The sequence below is a fragment of the Mucilaginibacter sp. P19 genome (assembly GCF_050632265.1).
Classification (GTDB): Bacteria; Bacteroidota; Bacteroidia; order Sphingobacteriales; family Sphingobacteriaceae; genus Mucilaginibacter; species Mucilaginibacter gossypii.
Genome location: NZ_CP192586.1, coordinates 1553628 through 1571937 on the forward strand (window position 1 = coordinate 1553628; position 18310 = coordinate 1571937).

The window sequence follows — 18310 nt, forward strand, 5'->3', positions numbered from 1 at the left end:
AGTTTGGTGTACTTGCTATTACAGTCGTTAACTCTACCTATACAGCAACTGCCACTCAGTAACTGCTACTAAAATTGTCGCTGCTACTATTAAAAAACTACTGCTGATTTTATGTTTTGGCAAATATTTTGCATTGTAATATTATCATTTACTTAAAAAGTAACATTATGGCAAAGTATTCAGAAAAAGCCGGAGAGAAGGTTGAGAAAACCATGCACGAAATGAAGGAAGGCAAGCTGAAAAGCGGCAGCGGCAAAAAAGTAACCAGCAAAAAGCAGGCAGTAGCTATAGGCCTTTCAGAAGCGCGAAAAGAAGGCGCCAAAGTGCCGAAGAAGAAAAGTTAATAGATTATAACCGGAAAAATTTCGGCACCTGTCGAAGTTTGATGAATTTAAACATCATGCTTCGACAGGTTTTGGCCTGATCCTTTTACTTTTTTAATGTAAACGCGTCGATGATATCCATCAGCGTCACAGCTTCATCAATGGAGCAGGGGTTGGGCCCTTCGCCATTAAAGTAAGCTACTATTTTGGATATGAAAGGCTGCTGGATATGCTCGGGATGAGTGAAAGTTATGGTGTCTTCTTCACTATCAGTTTTCCAATTGATGTAATTGCCAAAAAACGGGAAGATGATTTTTCCTTTTGTGCCTATGATCTCGCAGGTATCGGTGGTTTCACTTTCGGCTACATTAAAACACCAGGAACCGTTAACCACTACCTTGTTTTTAAATAGGATCTGCCCGCAAACATGATCGTCGGCAGGCGTTGAGTTTGATTGATTGAGCGAAAAACCATGATACATTTCAGGCTCGCCGAAATAATACAGCATCAAATCGAGCTGATGCGGGGCAAGATCATGGAAGTAGCCGCCGCCTGATAATTCGGGCTGTACACGCCAGTTGGTTTCCACGTCGGCAATCAAAGTTGGTTTGCGGCTTTGCCACATCCTGATCTGCACGGTACGGATCTCGCCAATCAACTGCGTGTCAATTAATTCTTTAACCTTTAAAAACATAGGTAAAGCCCGGCGGTAATGGGCAACCGTAAGTTTTGAACTGCTTTCCTTTACCGCCTCCGCCATAGCCCTTGCTTCGGCCGAATTACGGGTGACCGGTTTCTCGACATAAACGTTTAACCCTTTTTTTAATGCGGTAAGTGCATAATCGAGATGGGACGCGGGAGGGGTGGCTATGTAGATCGCGTTTAATTCCTGGTCGTTCAGTAATTCACTGGCATCGCTGTACCATTTGCCTACGCCATGGCGTGCAGCATAATCGGCCGCTTTTTCTGCATCGCGGCGCATAACTGCCACAAGGTTACTTCCCGCCACTTTTTTAAATGCAGGCCCGCTCTTTTTTCAGTTACGTTGCCGCAACCTATAATACCCCAGTTTATCATTGTTAGCCCCTCTAAATCTCCCCTAAAGGGGAGACTTTAATTTTTATTTAAGGAAAGATATTAAAATTACTTGTCGAAAAGAATAGAAATTGGCGCTCCACCATAGTTCCCCCTTTAGGGGGTTAGGGAGCCAAAATTTCTTCTATCCTTGCTAACTCCTCTGCCGAAAACCGCAGGTTATCCAAAGCTTTTAATGAATCGGATAATTGTTCGGGCCTGCTTGCGCCTATCAATACAGATGTTACGCGCTCATCTTTCAGGATCCAGGCCAGTGCCATTTGGGCCAGCGACTGTCCCCGTTGTATTGCCAAACTGTTTAAATCCCTGATCTGGTTCAGGCGTTCGTCGGTGATGTGACTTTTTTGAAGGAAACCGGTCGGTCGGGCAGCCCTTGAATCTTCGGGGATGCCATGAAGGTATTTATCCGTCAATAAACCTTGCGCCAGTGGTGAAAAGGGGATACAGCCTACGCCTTCGTTACCTAAAACATTCAGCAAACCGCCTTCAACCCAGCGCTCAAACATGGAGTATTTAGGCTGATGGATAAGGCACGGTGTGCCAAGCTCTTTGAGTATTTTGATAGCTTTCGAAGCCAGTTCGGCAGGGTAGTTGGAAACACCAACATACAAAGCTTTTCCCTGGCGAACAATGAGGTCCAACGTAGCCATGGTTTCCTCAAGCGGCGTGTTTGGATCGGGGCGATGGTGGTAAAAGATATCCACATAATCAAGCCCCATGCGTTTAAGGCTTTGATCAAGACTGGCTACCAGGTATTTTTTTGAACCCCAGTCACCATACGGGCCCGACCACATGGTGTAACCGGCTTTACTTGATATAATAAGTCTGTCGCGGTAATCGCGGAAATCTTCCTTCAGGATCTTTCCAAAATTCTCTTCGGCTGAGCCGGGAGGCGGCCCATAGTTGTTGGCCAGGTCAAAATGGGTGATGCCGCTGTCGAAAGCGAGATGTAATATTTTGCGGTAATTATCGGCAACGTCAACATGACCGAAATTATGCCAAAGGCCTAATGAAATAGCCGGAAGCTTGATGCCACTGTTACCGCAGCGGCGATATTGCATTGTTTGATACCTATCGGCAGATGCTATATATGTCATATTTTTAGGTGAGGATCGGGCCGTAAAAATAGAACTTTAGGTAGATTAATAAAGGTATTTTTGACTTTACTGAAATTAAATTATGGCATGGCTACTATATCATTAACCTGCATCTGATGTTTGGCCCAATCGCGGAGTAACTGTAAAAAAGGAAGTAATTCCCGGCCTGTATTGGTAAGGGTATATTCAACCTTTGGAGGTACTTCAACATGCACCTGCCGAACGATGAGGCAATCATCTTCCAGCTCACGCAGGGCCTGGGTAAGCATTTTAGAGGTTACTCCTGTTACAGTGCGCCGTAACTCGCCATAACGCATGGTGCCATTGCGTAAACGCCACAGGATGCGACCTTTATATTTGCCGCCTATCCGCTGAAAAGCGTAGTCGATACCGCATCTTGGAGCCTCGTGTTTTGATTTTTTATCCATCAATTAAAAATAATATAACTGATTTACAGCATGGTAACTTTTTAGTAATCAGGCTACTTTTTTGTGCCTTATTGTTAATGGAATATAGCAAATATAACTTTGCTGCATGAAATATAAATTGCTTTTCATTCTAATATTGTTCACTACGTGTGCAGCATTGGCACAGAACAAACCCTCTGGTCATAATTTGACCGGAACCTATGAATTGGTAACAGTTGATAATATTGCCGCCGACGGCAGCCGCACCCATCTTTACGGGGATTCGCCGAAGGGGACCCTTATAGTTGACGCTATGGGGCATTACGCTTTACAGATCTACAGTGAAGGCCGGCTAAAATTTGCATCGGGTGATAAAGCTAAGGGTACCGATGATGAGAACAGAGCCGCGATAAAAGGATGTAATGCTCATTACGGTACCTATAAAGTTGAAGGGAATAATATCATTTTCAATATCGAACATGCATCGTTCCCAAACTGGGAGGGCACACAGCAAAAACGCCCCTTTACAATTTCGGGCGATATTTTTAAGTACACTGTACCTGCGCCAACTACCGGAGGAGCGGTAATGGGAGAGGTGGTTTGGAAGAAACTGTCTTAATCAGAATTTACAGGATTTAAGAATTAACAGCATGTTTTACTTCAAGCCCAGATTTTACAGGATTTGAATTAGCAGAAAACCTTGCCAATTCCTATATCAAAATTTTGCAAATCCTAAAATTCTGTAAATTCTGATTCAGACAACTTCAGCCACCACAAAAGTGCTGCCGCCTACAAAAACAAGATCATCATTAGCTGCATTTTTTTGTGCCGATAACAATGCCTCTTTTACAGAAAGGTAGGCTTCACCAATTAAACCATGAGCCCCCGCCTGTGCTTTCATGCTTTCAGCGTCCAGGCCTCTTGGAATGTCTGGTTTGCAGAAATAATAAGTAGCATCTTTAGGCAGCAGCGATAACACTTTGCCGGTGTCTTTATCATTTACCATCCCGATAACCATGTGCAGATGATTGTATTTAACAGATGCGATATTTTTCAATACTTCCTCTATGCCATCTGGGTTATGCCCGGTGTCGCAAATAGTAAGGGGATTTTTACTTAAGGTTTCCCAGCGGCCATGTAAGCCGGTGAGATTTTTGACTTGCTTTAAGGCTGTGTCGAGATGCTCATCGGTAATTGCAAAGCCTTGCTCGCGTAATTCATCAACGGCGGATAAAACGGTTTTTACATTTTTAAGCTGATAGCTACCTGTTAGGTCGAGTCCGAAAGTCCGAAAGTCCGAAAGTCCGGAAGAGGTATGGCCCAATGGGTTTCGTTTTGCACTAATTTTAAGTAGCCCTTCGTTTTCTTTCCGACTTTCGGACTTCCCGGCTTCCGGACTTGAAATCGTCCACTCTCCTGATGCAAACCGAATGTTGCTGTTAGTTTGCGCAGCTTTATCGATAAACACGTTTGATACCTCCGGTTGTTGTTCACCAATGATTACCGGGATGCCCGGTTTGATGATGCCTGCCTTTTCGCCGGCTATAAGTTGCAGGGTATCGCCAAGCATGTTCATGTGATCCCAACCTATATTGGTAATTACCGAGAGCAGCGGAGTGATCACATTCGTTGAATCCAGCCGACCGCCCAAACCTACCTCTATAACGGCGATATCCACCTTTTCTTTGGCGAAAACATCAAAGGCAAGAGCAACGGTCATCTCAAAAAAGGAGGGGACTATTTCATCAAAATCGGCCCTGTGATCTTCAACAAAGTCAACTACCGTTTGCTCGCTGATCATTTGTCCGTTAATGCGGATCCGCTCGCGAAAATCTTTGAGATGGGGTGAGGTATAGAGCCCTGTTTTGTAACCGGCAGTTTGTAAAATAGCGGCCAGCATGTGCGATGTTGATCCTTTGCCATTAGTGCCGCCTACGTGCACACTTCTAAATTTATGCTGAGGATTATCCAACCGCCTGCAAAGCCCGAGCGTATTGGTAAGGTCTTTCTTAAATGCCGAAGCCCCGTCCCGTGTAAACATGGGAAGCTGGGTATAGAGGTATTGGAGGGTTTGATTATAGTCCATAGTCCATGGTCCATAGTCCATAGTTGATGGTCAATGGATTTTACCGCAAACTTATGGTTTATGCGTCATAGTGCATAATCATGGTCGATCCAATTTACCGTAGGTTAACAGATAAATGCTATGGTCTATCATCCATCGACTATGAACTAAGAAATCAATTTACCTTAAACACAAAAACAACGGTACCCTGTTGCTGATCGGGGGCATTATCAAGCGGGTTGAGTTTGGAATTTTTTACAGCATCTTCGCATTTTTGAAGCAAGCCGGCATCTGATATGGTGGTACCACGGGCACCAGCACGGGCATACGTAACGTTGCCATCTTTATCAACCCTGATATCAACTACAATTTTACCGCTTTGACGGTTGTCATCACTTACAGAGGGTCGGCTCACAAAGTTACGCTGTGCCATATTCAGGCTACCGCCATTGCCGGATCCTGTTCCATTATAGTTATTGGTGAGTGTAGTACCCGTAGTTTTACCCTGGTTGCCCGGAGTTTTGCCTGTGCCATCGCCTTCACCGGTACCGGTTGATGCTTTGCCTCTGTACAAAGCATTTTGGTTAACGGTAGGTTTTGCCGGCGGTGTTTTTACCGGTGGAGTAGGGGCAACATTTTGACTTGGTTTTTTAGTAGGCGCGGCCACTTCTGGGGCATCCTCGTTATTTTGGGTAACTACCGTTTTTTCGCTGCTTTCGGGCGTTGGTTTTTCTTCGGTGGGTTTACTTTCGGTAACTTTATCCGGCTTAGTATGATTGGCTTTTTCCGCTACCGAAGGTTCTTCGGTGCTCATGTAATCATCGCCCATACCTTCATCAACCGTACCGTAGTTTACCAATATGCCGCCTGTTCCGTTCTCTTCAACCGGCGGATTTTTGAATACTATAAAATAACATGCCGCTATCAGCACAGCCATAATAATGCCTGTTGCTATAAATGCTTTCGGATAGTTATTTTCTTCCCTGTACTCCATTTTTATAATTAGTGCAATTTTTTAGTTAGCAGTATTTTCTTAGTTGCAGTGACAGTAGCGAGTAGCACTTTTTTATTCTTATCAGTAATCTGTTAAAACTGCTGCTAAAAACTGCAACTGCTACTTAAAGAACAACTGCTACTAAAAAGAGTGGCAGTTTGTTTAAAAGATTACGGTAACTTACTGCAATAATCTACTATAAACTTTAAGCTCAACTGCCACGGTTATCCCTTAGGTTCTGTCGCCAAAACCAGTTTAATGTTCAACTTTTGTGCTACGTCCATTACCTGTACCACATCCTGTATGGCTACAGTTTTATCAACATATAAAACTATGGTAAGTTCGGTAGCCAGGGTTTTGTAACCCGCCAGTGTAGTTTGCAGGGCATCCACCGGGATCTCCTTTTTATCCACGTAGTATTTCAGGTCTTTGGTTACGGAAACAGTTATGGTTTTTTTAGATACCGACTGCCCTGTTGATGACTTAGGAAGCACCAACTTAATAACGTTAGGGTTGGTAACTGTTGATGCTATAAGGAAAAACAGCAGCAGAAAAAACATAATATCGTTCATTGCCGACGTATGTACTTCTGCCGATGCGCCCCTGTGTCGTTTTCTTAAATTCATTTGCTCGGCTCCTCTAACAGGTCAATAAATTCAATAGCATCGGTTTCCAGCTTTAGGATCACCTTATCAACCATCATATTTAAAACGTGGTAGCACACATAAGCTACGATACCTACAAACAAACCTGCGGCTGATGTTACCATTTTTACGTATAAACCGCCAGAGATTACACCCATGCTGATGTTATCGGTTTTTGAGATATCATAAAAAATCTTGATTACACCGGCAATAGTACCAAGGAAACCAAACATCGGTGCTATACCGGCTACGATACCTAAAATACCAATGTTTTTTTCCAGTTTTGATACCTCAAGCTTACCAACGTTTTCAATGGCGCCTTCAATATCTTTTATAGGGCGACCAATGCGCAATAAGCCTTTTTGCAGCATGCGCCCGAGCGGCGTGTTATTGTTACGGCAAATAGCAATGGCCGATTCCAAATTGCCCGAGTGGATACTTGAACGTACCTGTACCATCAGGTTTGATTCATCACGAGATGCTTTACGGATAGTAAAGTAACGTTCAAAAAATATTACCAGCCCCAGTACAGCTAAAATACCTATCGGGATCATTACCCAGCCACCCTTGATCAGCAGGTCGCCAAAGCGAAGTTCTTCAGTTGGCAGTGCTGCGGTTGTTACGGCGTGGTTTGCGGTATCTGCCAGGTGTTTGGCGGTATCTGTAATTTGCTGAATTAATAATAAAGTCATTTCGTGGAATCAGTAATTTGTTTTGAGTATGTGTCTTTAGTTATTTTTCCTTGTGATATGAGTTTTTTCTCACGGCTTCTGCTTCCTCGGATGAGGAAAACCCTCCAATTATGATCTTGATCCGCGGACCGGTTCCGGGGCCTTTCAGCAGGCGGGCATCAATCCCCCTGCTTTTATAATCTTTAACCGCCTCATTGCTTTTGGTTATCGTTTTAAACGATCCTAAAAATATCGCAAACTCCGGTTGTGCTACGGTATCTGTTTTAGCTGCCGGATTATTTAACGCTTCAACAGGTTTAGAAATTGCCTTTGCCGTATCAGCAACAGTTGGAGTGGAATCCTTTTGGATCCTATCCGGCTTAATTATGGGAGCAGCTTTGGGCTTTTCAACCTTTGGTTGTTCTTTAGGGCTGTCATTGTTAAGATGTAATAGTGCGGGGTTATATTTATATACGCCAAAAGCTGCTGCGGCAAGTATAACCACTGCAATTGCTATTATAACCCAAATGCTGATACCCCGCTTAACTTCGGGTTCATCATCAATATACTCAGGCTGCTCAACAAGGGTTGCGTTTGCAGGCGGCGGTGTATAGGTTTGCTGTAGAGATATAGCCGTAGGCAAAGGCGGCGGCGGTGGCGGCGGGGGCACGTAGTTAACCTTGTTAATGGTTACCGGAGTAAGGCCAAAAAACAAAGGATCGCTGCCCGATGCCTGTTCCTGCGGTCTGAAAGCAATTTTGCCTTCCTGCATATAAAACCAGCCTAATTGGGCAAAAGGTACTTCATGCAGCACCAGCTCCTGCTTAAGGCTGTTGATGTATTTTTCGGTGAAATATTTGGATGATGCCAGCGAGATTTTTTCTTTTCGGCGATATGGCGTGTCAGGATCTCATCGTCTTTAGCCTCCTGATCAAAATGCAGCTTATGACCGGGCGGATAAAAAGTTGCCTGTACATCATCATAATAGCCATTTACGCGCAGGCGCGAAAAGCAGCCCAAGCCAGGTACACTTATTTCGGTGTACCGGCCGAGTAGTTCGCTTAAATAATTGGCTATATCCATCCGGTAAAAATACGGTTAATTTTAAAACATCAAACAGGGCTTAAAACGAGTACCCTACCCCGCCAAAGATATTAAATCCGTAGTTAGGGTAGTATAACCAATTTTGATACGAACTGCTCAGGATATTATTAGCCTGCGCAAATACCGAAAACTTGCTGTTTATCCTGTATTCTACGCTGCCGCTCAGGTCGCCAAAGCCCTTAATAGGCTGTTTAATCTGGTTGTAAACCGGGCTTCCCGGGGTAGATGTTGGTGCCAATACCAATAACCTGTCGGTTGTTGAGCCGCGGATAAGTAATGAGCCTGTAACAGTCAATTTGCTGTCGATATGTATAGCTGTACCAGCAGTTAATAAAAATTTGGGCAAATTCCATGGCTCACTTTCTTTAGCCATTTGATAGTCTTTTATTTCAACGCGACCGAAAATGTTAAAATCGTCTGTTGCTTTAAAATCCAGCTCGCCGTTAAAACCGTTTACGCGTGTTTTGCCATCATCATAAATAACAGCGAATTTGTTGCCCTCGGCGTTGAAGTTACTCACCATTAAAGGCATGTTTTTAATGCTGTTGCGGTACACGGCAGCTTTGAAGCTTAAGCCCGGAGCAAGCGTACCTTTTAAACCAGCACTGATATCCAGCTGATCAACCGAGTTTTTGATGTTGATGTTTTGGCCAAGGAATGGATTGATCATGGCAAAATCGTGCAGTGAAGAGCGGTTAACATCACCTTTGGCTTCCACAAACAGCCGTACATATTTAGGTACCACCTGTACCTCAAGCTTTGCTGCCGGGAAAATGTAAAACTTGCCAAAGTCGCCAAACTCTTTCACAATGTTAACTCCCGCGTCTATCTTGTAGTTAGTACCCTGAAATTTGATGTAGGGGTTAACCCTTGCAATGTTATTACCAAGACTGTATAGACTGTCTTTTTGACTGGCCAGGTCTAACGAAGCGCTTAAGCCTGCATAAAACTGCTTAACAGTTTGATTTAGAAAGCCTGAAATAACTACATTGTTTTCACGTGCCTGGTAAGCATTGCTAAATGCGTATCCTTTTAACTTTACAGCATAGGTAAAGTCGTTTTCAACGTCTTTGTAATTCTTTGCCAGTTCAACCTCGCCGCTTATGGTATTGAAGTGCTGTTTTGTCGGCACAAAATTGTTGTCGGGAGCATCCTGGTTGTAACCGTAAAAATAGGTACCTAAACGATTGTAATTGATGCGGCCTGAGACATTGTTATCGCCAATGATACTTTTACCGAAAACACCAACGTCATCGCGGCTTTGGGTTTGTTTTTGCAGTGAGCCAGATTGCGACAAATGTTTTATGAAACCGCCAAATTGTAAAGCCTCATCCCGACCGTTGGCAAAATAGCCTTCGCCATAAATGGTTTTCAGGTTGCCAAAACCAACTTTAGCAAAGTTGTTGGTTAAAACAGAATCCTGTTCTGCCGGCCTTTTCATTGGGTCAAGCTGCCTGATCTCGGAGTTTTGCTCCTGGCGTTTATCAAGCGGGGCATAGGTTAAAGGTGCTTTAAAGGGCACTTTATCTTCCAAATCAGGGTTACGACGGATCTTTACCGCATCGGCCAGCACCGGTTTGTAGGCAGTGGTCACTACAATTTCTTCTGATAAGCTACCGCCATTGGCAGCGTTATTGGGATTATTGCCGCCTCCCTTTTTAGTAGTATCCTGCGCTGTTTTTGCAGCAGCATCGCCCAAGCTTTTGCTGTCTGTAGCTTTTTTAGCTATAGGTTTTGGCGCGGCCTTTTTAGGTGCCGGTTTAACGACAGTTTTTTTGTCGCAGTTTTTACTGTTGTTTTTTTGGTAGATTTCTTTGTTTGTGCCTGGGCAGGAACAAAGTATAATGCTATTATTAAGGTAAGCAGCGTATATGTGTATCTTGAGTTCATTGCTTGTCTTTTTTTATATTACTCTTTGTTACTGTTTGTTAGTTGTATCGGGCTGGGCAGTTTCTTTGGTGCCTGCGGCAGGGGCTTTGGTTTTGCGGCCGCTCAGTTTATCCAGCTTTTCTTTAGCAGTAGGTAATATGTCGTCATCGGCTTTATAGTTATCAATGATACTTTGCAGGGTTGCTTTTGCCTGGAAGGTATCTTTTAAGCCCACATAGGTGTCAGATAACAAAATGTATGTTTTGGCTACCCAGTAATCGTAGTTTGGCATTTCCTTGGCCAGGTCAAAACACATTTTTTGCGCTGTTTTATAACGGCCTTTTTCATACTCAATAAGGGCAAGGTTGTAACGGGCTTCGGCAGCAGCAACGGTTTTGGTGTTGGTTGCAGTATAGGTGAACTGCTTAACAGCAATGGCGGTATCGCCGGTTGCGAGGTAAGCTTTACCTTCGTAAAGACCGGTTTTAAATTTATCTTCCTGCGATGTTTTATCATTGGTTTTAACAAGCTCTGCGTATTTAATAGCATCGTCGGTCATTAACATTTCCGAGTAGCAGTACATCAGGTTGGTGATGGCAAAAGTATAGTCGGCCTTATATTCGGAGTTGGTTTCCAGGCGTTTCAGGAACACTACAGCTTCGTTATATTTCTTTTGCTGCATGTATAATTTAGCCATGCTGATCAATGCTTTTTCGCTGTAGGCGCTGGTCCAGTCATTAAGGATCACATTGTAGTCAACAACGGCTTCGTCTGTGCGGCCCAATGCAGCTAAACCTTGCGCGCGGATAAAGCGTGCCTGTTTTTCGTAGATCTGTTTGCCTGGGAACTTATCGAAATAAGCGTTTACCGCGCTTACAGTACCCTGCCAGTCGCCTTTAAGATAAAGGTTGTTGGCTGCGGTTATCATTATGCTTTCCTGGTCAGACGTGGTATAGTTACCAATAGGGGTGGTACCAGCATAATTGATGAATGTTTGGGCATCGCCTTTATCGGTATAGATCTTTTCAATCTGTTTTAAAGATTGTTTTGCCTCATCTGTTGACGAGTAATCCTGTACTACTTTTTTAAATGATTCAACAGCAAGGTCATCATTGCCTGCGTTATAATCTATCAAACCAATGGTAACCAGCGCACGCGGTACATAACTGCTGCGCGGATATTTCTGGATCATGGCATTCAGATCGGTTTTAGCTTTATCTCCGTCTGTTTTCAGGAAATAGGTGTAGGCAATCTCAAAAGATGCATCATCGGCATAATCTGAGTTAGGGAACTTGTTCAGCACATCATTAAGGGTACTGATCTTAGTATCTAACGAGCCTTGTAACCCCTGGATCATACCACGCTGAAATAAGGCGTAATCTTCGCCCTGGTTGTGCATGGCTATAATGCGGTTGTAGTAGTTCATGGCATTGCCGTAGCTTTTCATTACAAAGTAGCTATCGGCCAGGCGGGTGATGGCATCATTTTGGGTATTAACGTCTTTAACATCACCCTGTAAAAACTTCTCAAAGTAGTTGGCTGCTTTTTTATACTGCTCATCGCCAAAAGCTGCATAAGCTAAAGCATAGTTGGCGTAGTTAGAAACATCAGTTTCCTTAGCTTCAGGCATGCTCAGGAATTTCTCAAAATTCTCTACCGATTCGCCGTATTTACGAACCTCGAACATGGCCTCGGCCATCCAGTAAGTAGTTAAGGCTTCAGTTTTGCTATCAACCGGATCTTTTAATGAACGAAGGAAAATACCGATGGCATTTTCAAAAGCACGCTCATTATAAAACTCCAGACCGCGGTAGTAAGTAACTTTTTGATAGGCTAAACGTGCACTCTGGCTTTTATTAGGGATGGGCTCCAGGATCTCAACAGCTTCTTTATAGCTGCGTGAGTTTAGTAATTCTTCACCCAATAATACCTTAACCTCGTCAATACGTTTTGAACGTGGGTATGTAGCCAGGTATAACCTTGTGGCACCTAAAGCTTGCAGGTTAAAATCGAGCTCGTATGATAGTTTGGCATACTCATAAAGGGCATCTTCCTGCAATTGCTTATCATAATCAAGCTTGGAAGCGTTGAGGAACGCATTACGTGCGCTCTGTTTGTTGTTCATTTTCAGGAACACATCGCCAAGGGTATAGTTACCGCTTTGACTGTAAACATCGTGTTGTTCAACCAGTTTTTCCAGTTCGCTGGCAGCTTTGGCATAGTTGCCTACTTTATAATAGGTATAACCCATCTGGTAGCTGTCCTGCGTGTTTTGCGTACGGCCCTGATCCCGGTCTTCAAAACGGCCATAATACTTCACCGCGTTGTCATAATCAGCCTTGGCAAAGTACGATGCGGCGATGATACGCAGCATTTCAGTTTCGTTTTGCTGATGTGTGCTGTTTACAATAGGAACGGCGTAGTTGAGCACATCGTCATAACGCTTATCTAAAAAGTAAACTGCCGAGATATAGTAAGGATAGCTGTTTTCGTATTTCTTTGAGTTTTTAAGCTTTTCAAAGTTTACCAGGGCAAGATGATAATCCTTGTTCAGGTAAGCGATGTAGGCAAAATAATAAGTAGCATCTTCGGTAAACTCGGTGCGTTTGTTTTTAACCTCGCCAAAAAGCAATTGGGCATTTTTGTAGTCTTTTAGCTCAAAATAGGCATAACCCTTGCGAAATTTATACTCGGTATTGTCATGGCCGTTAAGCTCGCCTGCCTCAACCTTGTTAAACCAGCGGATAGCGTCTTCATATTTACCTTGTTTAAAATACGATTTACCAATCTGGAAAAAAGCCTGTTTGGTAAGCGGATTTTCAGGGTGTTCTTTTATAAAACGGAGAAACATGCTTTCGGCATCATCATTACCCAGGTTAAGGGCGCAGAATGCTTCATAATACTGGCAGTTTTCTTTAGTGAGCGATAGCTCGGTTTCAAACTGTGGCTGGGTGCTTGTTTTAATTTTGTAAGCCTCAACCAGGCGAAATTGTTCGGCCGCCGAAGCAAATTTTCCTTTGTCCATCAAATCAATAGCCGCATGATAAGTGCGGTAAATTTGAGTGGAAGGATTTTGCTGGGCTCGTGCTGTTGTAACTAAAAATACGGGAATGAGCAGGGTGATGTATCTTGTTTTGATCATAAAGCGCATACTAACGATAGTGCGAAAATAGCTAAACCAAAAAGAGGCTTTTCACATTAGAAATTAACAATTGTGGATAACACTTCTTTTAACGAAGGTAATACTTAAGATAATATCCATGTGGAAAACTTTAAAATTGTTGAGTACTGCCGTGGTACCGGCTATGGATAATCAAAAGTAATAATTACACGTTAAACAGTGCAATTTATTTGTATTTTGAGCATTATAATACCCTGGGGGCGGCGTGCCCCATCCATTATTTTTACCAATTATGAATAGCGTTCTTAACAGAGGGGGATTGTGGTTGCCGGTTATTTTGTACATGTTGGTGTTTTGTCCGTTAAATTCAAAAGCACAAAAAACAAATGCCGAAATTGTTTTAACAAACAGGCAGTTAAATGATAAACCGAACGAATTTTATATCGCAAATGTTACTGATGAACGGCCCGACCGGAGTGCCGTCGCCTGGTTATTATCGGCCACAGGTAATTTGCCGGCAGTAAAACATGAAGTTGATCTACAGGGAGGCACAGCAACAGCTGTTAAACAATTTGCTGATAATGCTATCCCTGTTAATAAGATGTTACGCCCGGTGGTCATCCGCATTAAGAAGTTAAAGCTTACCGAAACGGCAATGGCCGATGGCAGGATAGAGGGCCAGCTTGACATACAATTGTGGTTTGAATTGAAAAAAGCTGAGGACAATGTGCATTTGATTGATTACCCGGCAGCTACAACATACTATCGCGGCGCGGGGCAACAGTACGATACCGGGGCGCTGATAAGCCGGGCCCTTGAAGCAGGACTGGTGTATTTTAACAGATGGATGAATCGTGAAGCGGGCACTAACATCAAACTGGCTAAGGGAGTAAAGTTAATTTTTACCGATTATTCGGAACAGCCGGAAGGCGATACCATCTACTACTCGGCTAAACGGCCTTTAACCTGGAATGACTTTCAGGATAAAGCCCGGGGCGAAAAGTATGTTGCCGAGGTGCAGCCAAGTTTCGGTTACACAGAACAGGTAGAAGTAGTGAAGTCGGTAGTGGTAGTGAAGATAAGCATGCGCGTGTTTTTGCCTAAAAGTGCCGCCTGGGTGAAACCGGAAGGACGTACAGACTATGCTCTAAATCATGAGCAGCGGCATTTTGATATTGTAGCAGTAATAGCCCGGCATTTTAAGAGGGCCCTTATGACCATGAAACTCCCGGTTGATAACTATGATGGCTATATTAACGTACAATACCTTGACTCGTACCGTGAAATGAATCAGCTACAAGATCAGTATGATAACGAAACCAGTCACGGTACAAACCAATACTACCAACGGGAATGGAATATGAAGATAGATGGATTTTTAAGAGATTAAAGCAGGAGACTCAACACGCCCGAGCCCGGGGGATAAATAGCACATATATGAATTTAAATTCGTGGATGTCAGCATAATGTTACATGGCATAACACATCCTTATGCTGTTCAGGACTTATTTTTCTTATGTTTACTCTCCTTTATATAATTGGATTGTTAATTTTAGGATCATAAGCAAGGGGGCGAAATGAATTTTGGCGGAGTTACCATAAAGGATATTGCTAAAGAGTTAGGGATCTCACCGTCAGCGGTTTCCAAGGCGCTTAAAGACAGTCATGAAATTGGCGAAAAAACTAAGGCGCTTGTACTGGAGTGTGCTAAAAGGCTTAACTATCAGCCCAATCTTAACGCTCAAAGCCTTAAACGGGGCAACAGCAAATCTATCGGCATTGTGGTTTCAACTATTGAGAACCAGTTTTTTTCGCAGGTGATCAATGGCATCGAATCAGTAGCACACAGTAAGGGATATAATGTGTTTATTACACAAACCCATGAATCGTATGAGCTTGAAATGCAAAATGTACGTCACCTGACTTTTCGCTCCATTGATGGTTTGCTGATCTCCCTCTCAACCGAAACCCAAAATATTGATCACCTGAAAAACCTGCATGAAAAAGGTTTGCCTATTGTTTTCTTTGATAGGGTAAGCGATGAAATTGATACGCATAAAGTAGTGGCCGATAATTTTGCCGGGGCATATAAAGCCACAACACAATTGCTTGAGGCAGGATACCGTAAAATAGCTCATATTACCAGTTCGGTAAACGTGTCCATTACCGCCGAACGCTTGAGGGGATACAAGGATGCACTTGAACAACATGGTATAATACCTGATGAAAAACTGATCAAGTACTGCCCGCATGGTGGTAAAGACCTTGCCGAGATCGAAAACGCGCTAAGTGAATTGTTTTCTGAAAGTAAACCCGATGCTATCTTTACAGCCTCCGACAGGATCACGACTACTACCTTGTCCCTTCTTCATAAATTAGGCTTCCGGATCCCTGCTGATATTGCTTTGCTCGGCTTCACCAATACCCAACTGGCCGAAGTTTTAAACCCACCGCTAAGTGCTGTTTATCAGCCCGGTTTTGAAATGGGAAAAAAGGCAACCGAAATGCTGATCAGCATTATCGAGAGCAAGCGGCCTGTTACAGAGTTTGAAACTACCGTATTGCCTACCCGGGTTTTTATCCGCAGTTCCTCTCAACCGGTAAAAGCTTAATATTAAACACCTGATTGGTAATAAATGTATGCTTAACATTTGTTGTTTTTGTGAAAACTTTTACAGATTTTTAGCGCATTATAAACCACGCTAAAACCTTTCAGCCCTATGAAAAAAATGTTCACTGCCTGTTTGCTGCTGCTTTTATTTTACAGCGCGGCAATTGCACAAAATACCGGCGATAAAACTTTTACCAACCCGTTGTTGCCATCTGGCGCCGATCCCTGGGTGATCTGTAAAGATGGGTTTTACTATTATACCAATTCAACAGGGGGCAATATTGTTATCTGGAAAACAAAAGATATTACCAAGTTGAGTACTGCACCTAAGAAAGCTGTTTGGGCGCCGCCGCCTGGTACAGCTTATTCCAAAGACCTATGGGCGCCCGAACTCCATTTTATAAATGGCAAATGGTATGTATATTTTGCCGCGGATAATGGCGATAACAATAACCATCGCATATATGTACTGGAAAATAGCTCGGCCGATCCAATGGAAGGTACCTGGGAGTTTAAAGGAAAAATAGCAGATAGCACCGATAAATGGGCTATTGACGCTTCGGTATTTGAAAATAACGGTGGTTGGTATATGATCTGGTCGGGCTGGGAAGGAGACCATAACGGGCAGCAGAATATTTACATCGCTAAAATGAAAGACGCTATGACCATCGGCAGCGAACGCGTGAAAATATCGAGCCCGGCTTATCAATGGGAAACCAATGGCGATCTGCATGATGCCGGTAACCCGGCACATGTAAGCGTAAATGAAGGACCGGAAATTTTGAAGCATAAAGATAAGTTATTCCTGATCTATTCGGCCAGCGGCTGCTGGACTGACTTTTATGCATTGGGCATGCTTACCGCTTCTAAAAATAGTGATCTGTTGAACCCTGCCTCATGGATCAAAACAGAGGAGCCGGTATTTAAGCAATCGCCGGAAAACAGCGTTTACGCGCCCGGTCATAACTCATTCTTTAAATCGCCAGATGGAAGGGAAGACTGGATCCTGTACCATGCCAACTCAAACCCTAACGAAGGCTGCGGTAATAAACGTTCGCCGCGTGCGCAAAAATTTACCTGGAATAAAGATGGTTCGCCAAATTTTGGTATGCCAATGAAAGATGGACAGCCTTTGGTTGTACCTTCGGGAACGAAATAGCATTCTGGAATAACCGACGTCGTGATTTCGATAGAGCAGAAGGCTCGGAATGTGTGCCGGAGCGAAGGAGAACTTATACAAGCTGTCTGTATAGTTTGTAGCAGGGCGTATAAGATTTCGACGAGGGACGAGGAGAAATGTCATTGATTTAAATCTCTGCTCCATCTTCTTGACAAATGTCAATTTCCTTCTTATCAAATGTCAATGTACAGGTTATAGTGTCGCGGTAAATTTGTATCAACAAAAGAACGATACAAAATGTCAAAAACAATTTTTATAACCGGAACAAGCACAGGATTTGGTAAATTAACCACTATAACCCTTGCAAATGCAGGCCATACCGTAATAGCAGGTATGCGCGGAATAAATGGCAAAAATGAAACTGTAGCCAAAGAGCTTTCAGCCTTGCCAAATGTTGAAGTAGTTGAGGTAGATATTACTGATGATAATTCAGTTAAAGCTGCTTTTGAATATACATTAACCAAATACGGCCATATTGATGTGTTGGTGAACAATGCCGCAGTTTCAGGCTTTGGCGTACTGGAGGCTTACTCGCTCGATCAGATCAGGCAGATGTTTGAAGTGAATTTTTATGGAACCCTGCGCACCATCTTTGCGGTTTTGCCGGGGATGCGTAAAGCTAAAAATGGCCTTATCATCAACATTACATCGGGTGCAAGTGGTCATACCCTGCCATTCATGATTCCTTATCTTGCATCAAAATTTGGGGTAGAAAGTATTACCGAAGGTTTAAAGGATGAGCTTGCACAGTTCAACATCGAGAGCGTTAGTATCCAGCCGGGCGTATATCCAACCGAAATGAATAATGGCAGCAAAACAGGTATCCATGCCGATAAACCGGAAGTTATAGCCGAGTACGGCGAGGCCTCAGCACAGCAATTTAACGCTATGGGCACCGCGCTTTTCAGCAAAATGGCCGAGTTTAACATGGACCCGCAAACTATTGCCGATGGTATATTGAGACTGGTTGAAATGGAAAAGGGCACAAGGCCTCTACGCTATCCGCTTGATGCAGTAGCGCAGGGTACCGACCAGGAATTTATTGATGCCCGCGCCGCTATCAAAACAAAATGGTTAAGCAAATACACCGCATAACCTAATTATAAAAATATGACCCGAACAAAAGCAA

At 43.4% G+C, this 18310-nt stretch carries 17 protein-coding genes; 6 read left to right on the forward strand and 11 right to left on the reverse strand.

Annotated elements, in window-relative coordinates; genetic code table 11:
- The first annotated feature begins 167 nt into the window (after positions 1 to 167).
- Complete coding sequence (locus ACQ86K_RS07245) at positions 168 to 344, forward strand: DUF6496 domain-containing protein (protein ID WP_167516215.1); 177 nt, start codon at positions 168 to 170, stop codon at positions 342 to 344.
- Positions 345 to 429: 85 nt separating this feature from the next.
- Here the strand turns inward: ACQ86K_RS07245 and ACQ86K_RS07250 are convergent, their stop codons facing one another.
- The 3 genes from ACQ86K_RS07250 to ACQ86K_RS07260 form a co-directional block, all read right to left on the reverse strand.
- A complete protein-coding gene (locus ACQ86K_RS07250) occupies positions 430 to 1332 on the reverse strand; it encodes a Gfo/Idh/MocA family protein (protein WP_431200082.1) in 903 nt (300 codons plus the stop codon).
- Between the two features lie 190 nt (positions 1333 to 1522).
- On the reverse strand, positions 1523 to 2515 hold the full coding sequence (mgrA, locus tag ACQ86K_RS07255) for an L-glyceraldehyde 3-phosphate reductase (RefSeq protein ID WP_431200083.1): 993 nt from the start codon (positions 2513 to 2515) through the stop codon (positions 1523 to 1525).
- Between the two features lie 80 nt (positions 2516 to 2595).
- A complete protein-coding gene (locus ACQ86K_RS07260) occupies positions 2596 to 2943 on the reverse strand; it encodes a winged helix-turn-helix transcriptional regulator (RefSeq protein ID WP_091163107.1) in 348 nt (115 codons plus the stop codon).
- Positions 2944 to 3049: 106 nt separating this feature from the next.
- Between ACQ86K_RS07260 and ACQ86K_RS07265 the strand changes: the two genes are divergently transcribed.
- Positions 3050 to 3541 carry a lipocalin-like domain-containing protein gene (locus tag ACQ86K_RS07265; RefSeq protein ID WP_091163108.1) on the forward strand — a complete coding sequence of 164 codons (492 nt, stop codon included), beginning with the start codon at positions 3050 to 3052 and terminating at the stop codon, positions 3539 to 3541.
- A gap of 135 nt (positions 3542 to 3676) precedes the next feature.
- Here the strand turns inward: ACQ86K_RS07265 and ACQ86K_RS07270 are convergent, their stop codons facing one another.
- From ACQ86K_RS07270 to ACQ86K_RS07305, 8 genes are all read right to left on the reverse strand, one after another.
- Positions 3677 to 5029 (reverse strand): bifunctional folylpolyglutamate synthase/dihydrofolate synthase, encoded by a 1353-nt coding sequence (locus ACQ86K_RS07270; protein ID WP_256337341.1) that lies wholly within the window; start codon positions 5027 to 5029, stop codon positions 3677 to 3679.
- A gap of 133 nt (positions 5030 to 5162) precedes the next feature.
- Entirely contained in the window at positions 5163 to 5981 is an 819-nt protein-coding gene (locus ACQ86K_RS07275) for an energy transducer TonB (protein WP_091163110.1), read from the reverse strand.
- Between the two features lie 224 nt (positions 5982 to 6205).
- Positions 6206 to 6607, reverse strand: a complete 402-nt coding sequence (locus ACQ86K_RS07280; protein WP_090523411.1) for an ExbD/TolR family protein — start codon at positions 6605 to 6607, stop codon at positions 6206 to 6208.
- Positions 6604 to 7317 (reverse strand): MotA/TolQ/ExbB proton channel family protein, encoded by a 714-nt coding sequence (locus tag ACQ86K_RS07285; RefSeq protein WP_091163111.1) that lies wholly within the window; start codon positions 7315 to 7317, stop codon positions 6604 to 6606. Before ACQ86K_RS07285 ends, ACQ86K_RS07280 begins: the two co-directional genes overlap by 4 nt.
- Positions 7318 to 7357: 40 nt before the next feature.
- Positions 7358 to 8110, reverse strand: a complete 753-nt coding sequence (locus ACQ86K_RS07290) for an SPOR domain-containing protein (RefSeq protein WP_431200084.1) — start codon at positions 8108 to 8110, stop codon at positions 7358 to 7360.
- Positions 8080 to 8379 (reverse strand): hypothetical protein, encoded by a 300-nt coding sequence (locus tag ACQ86K_RS07295; protein WP_431200085.1) that lies wholly within the window; start codon positions 8377 to 8379, stop codon positions 8080 to 8082. Before ACQ86K_RS07295 ends, ACQ86K_RS07290 begins: the two co-directional genes overlap by 31 nt.
- A gap of 40 nt (positions 8380 to 8419) precedes the next feature.
- Positions 8420 to 10099 (reverse strand): hypothetical protein, encoded by a 1680-nt coding sequence (locus ACQ86K_RS07300; RefSeq protein ID WP_431200086.1) that lies wholly within the window; start codon positions 10097 to 10099, stop codon positions 8420 to 8422.
- 219 nt (positions 10100 to 10318) lie between these two features.
- Positions 10319 to 13411, reverse strand: coding sequence for a tetratricopeptide repeat protein (locus ACQ86K_RS07305; RefSeq protein ID WP_091163511.1), 3093 nt, complete (start codon positions 13409 to 13411; stop codon positions 10319 to 10321).
- A gap of 271 nt (positions 13412 to 13682) precedes the next feature.
- Between ACQ86K_RS07305 and ACQ86K_RS07310 the strand changes: the two genes are divergently transcribed.
- From ACQ86K_RS07310 to ACQ86K_RS07325, 4 genes are all read left to right on the forward strand, one after another.
- Positions 13683 to 14780 carry a DUF922 domain-containing protein gene (locus tag ACQ86K_RS07310; protein ID WP_143020690.1) on the forward strand — a complete coding sequence of 366 codons (1098 nt, stop codon included), beginning with the start codon at positions 13683 to 13685 and terminating at the stop codon, positions 14778 to 14780.
- Positions 14781 to 14967: 187 nt separating this feature from the next.
- Positions 14968 to 16002: a LacI family DNA-binding transcriptional regulator gene (locus ACQ86K_RS07315; protein WP_091163115.1), complete on the forward strand. Its 1035-nt coding sequence runs from the start codon at positions 14968 to 14970 to the stop codon at positions 16000 to 16002.
- Between the two features lie 108 nt (positions 16003 to 16110).
- The gene (locus ACQ86K_RS07320) at positions 16111 to 17160 is read left to right on the forward strand and encodes a glycoside hydrolase family 43 protein (RefSeq protein WP_091163116.1); all 1050 of its coding nucleotides are present in this window, start codon (positions 16111 to 16113) and stop codon (positions 17158 to 17160) included.
- Between the two features lie 258 nt (positions 17161 to 17418).
- Entirely contained in the window at positions 17419 to 18276 is an 858-nt protein-coding gene (locus ACQ86K_RS07325; RefSeq protein WP_091163117.1) for an SDR family oxidoreductase, read from the forward strand.
- Positions 18277 to 18310 lie beyond the last annotated feature (34 nt).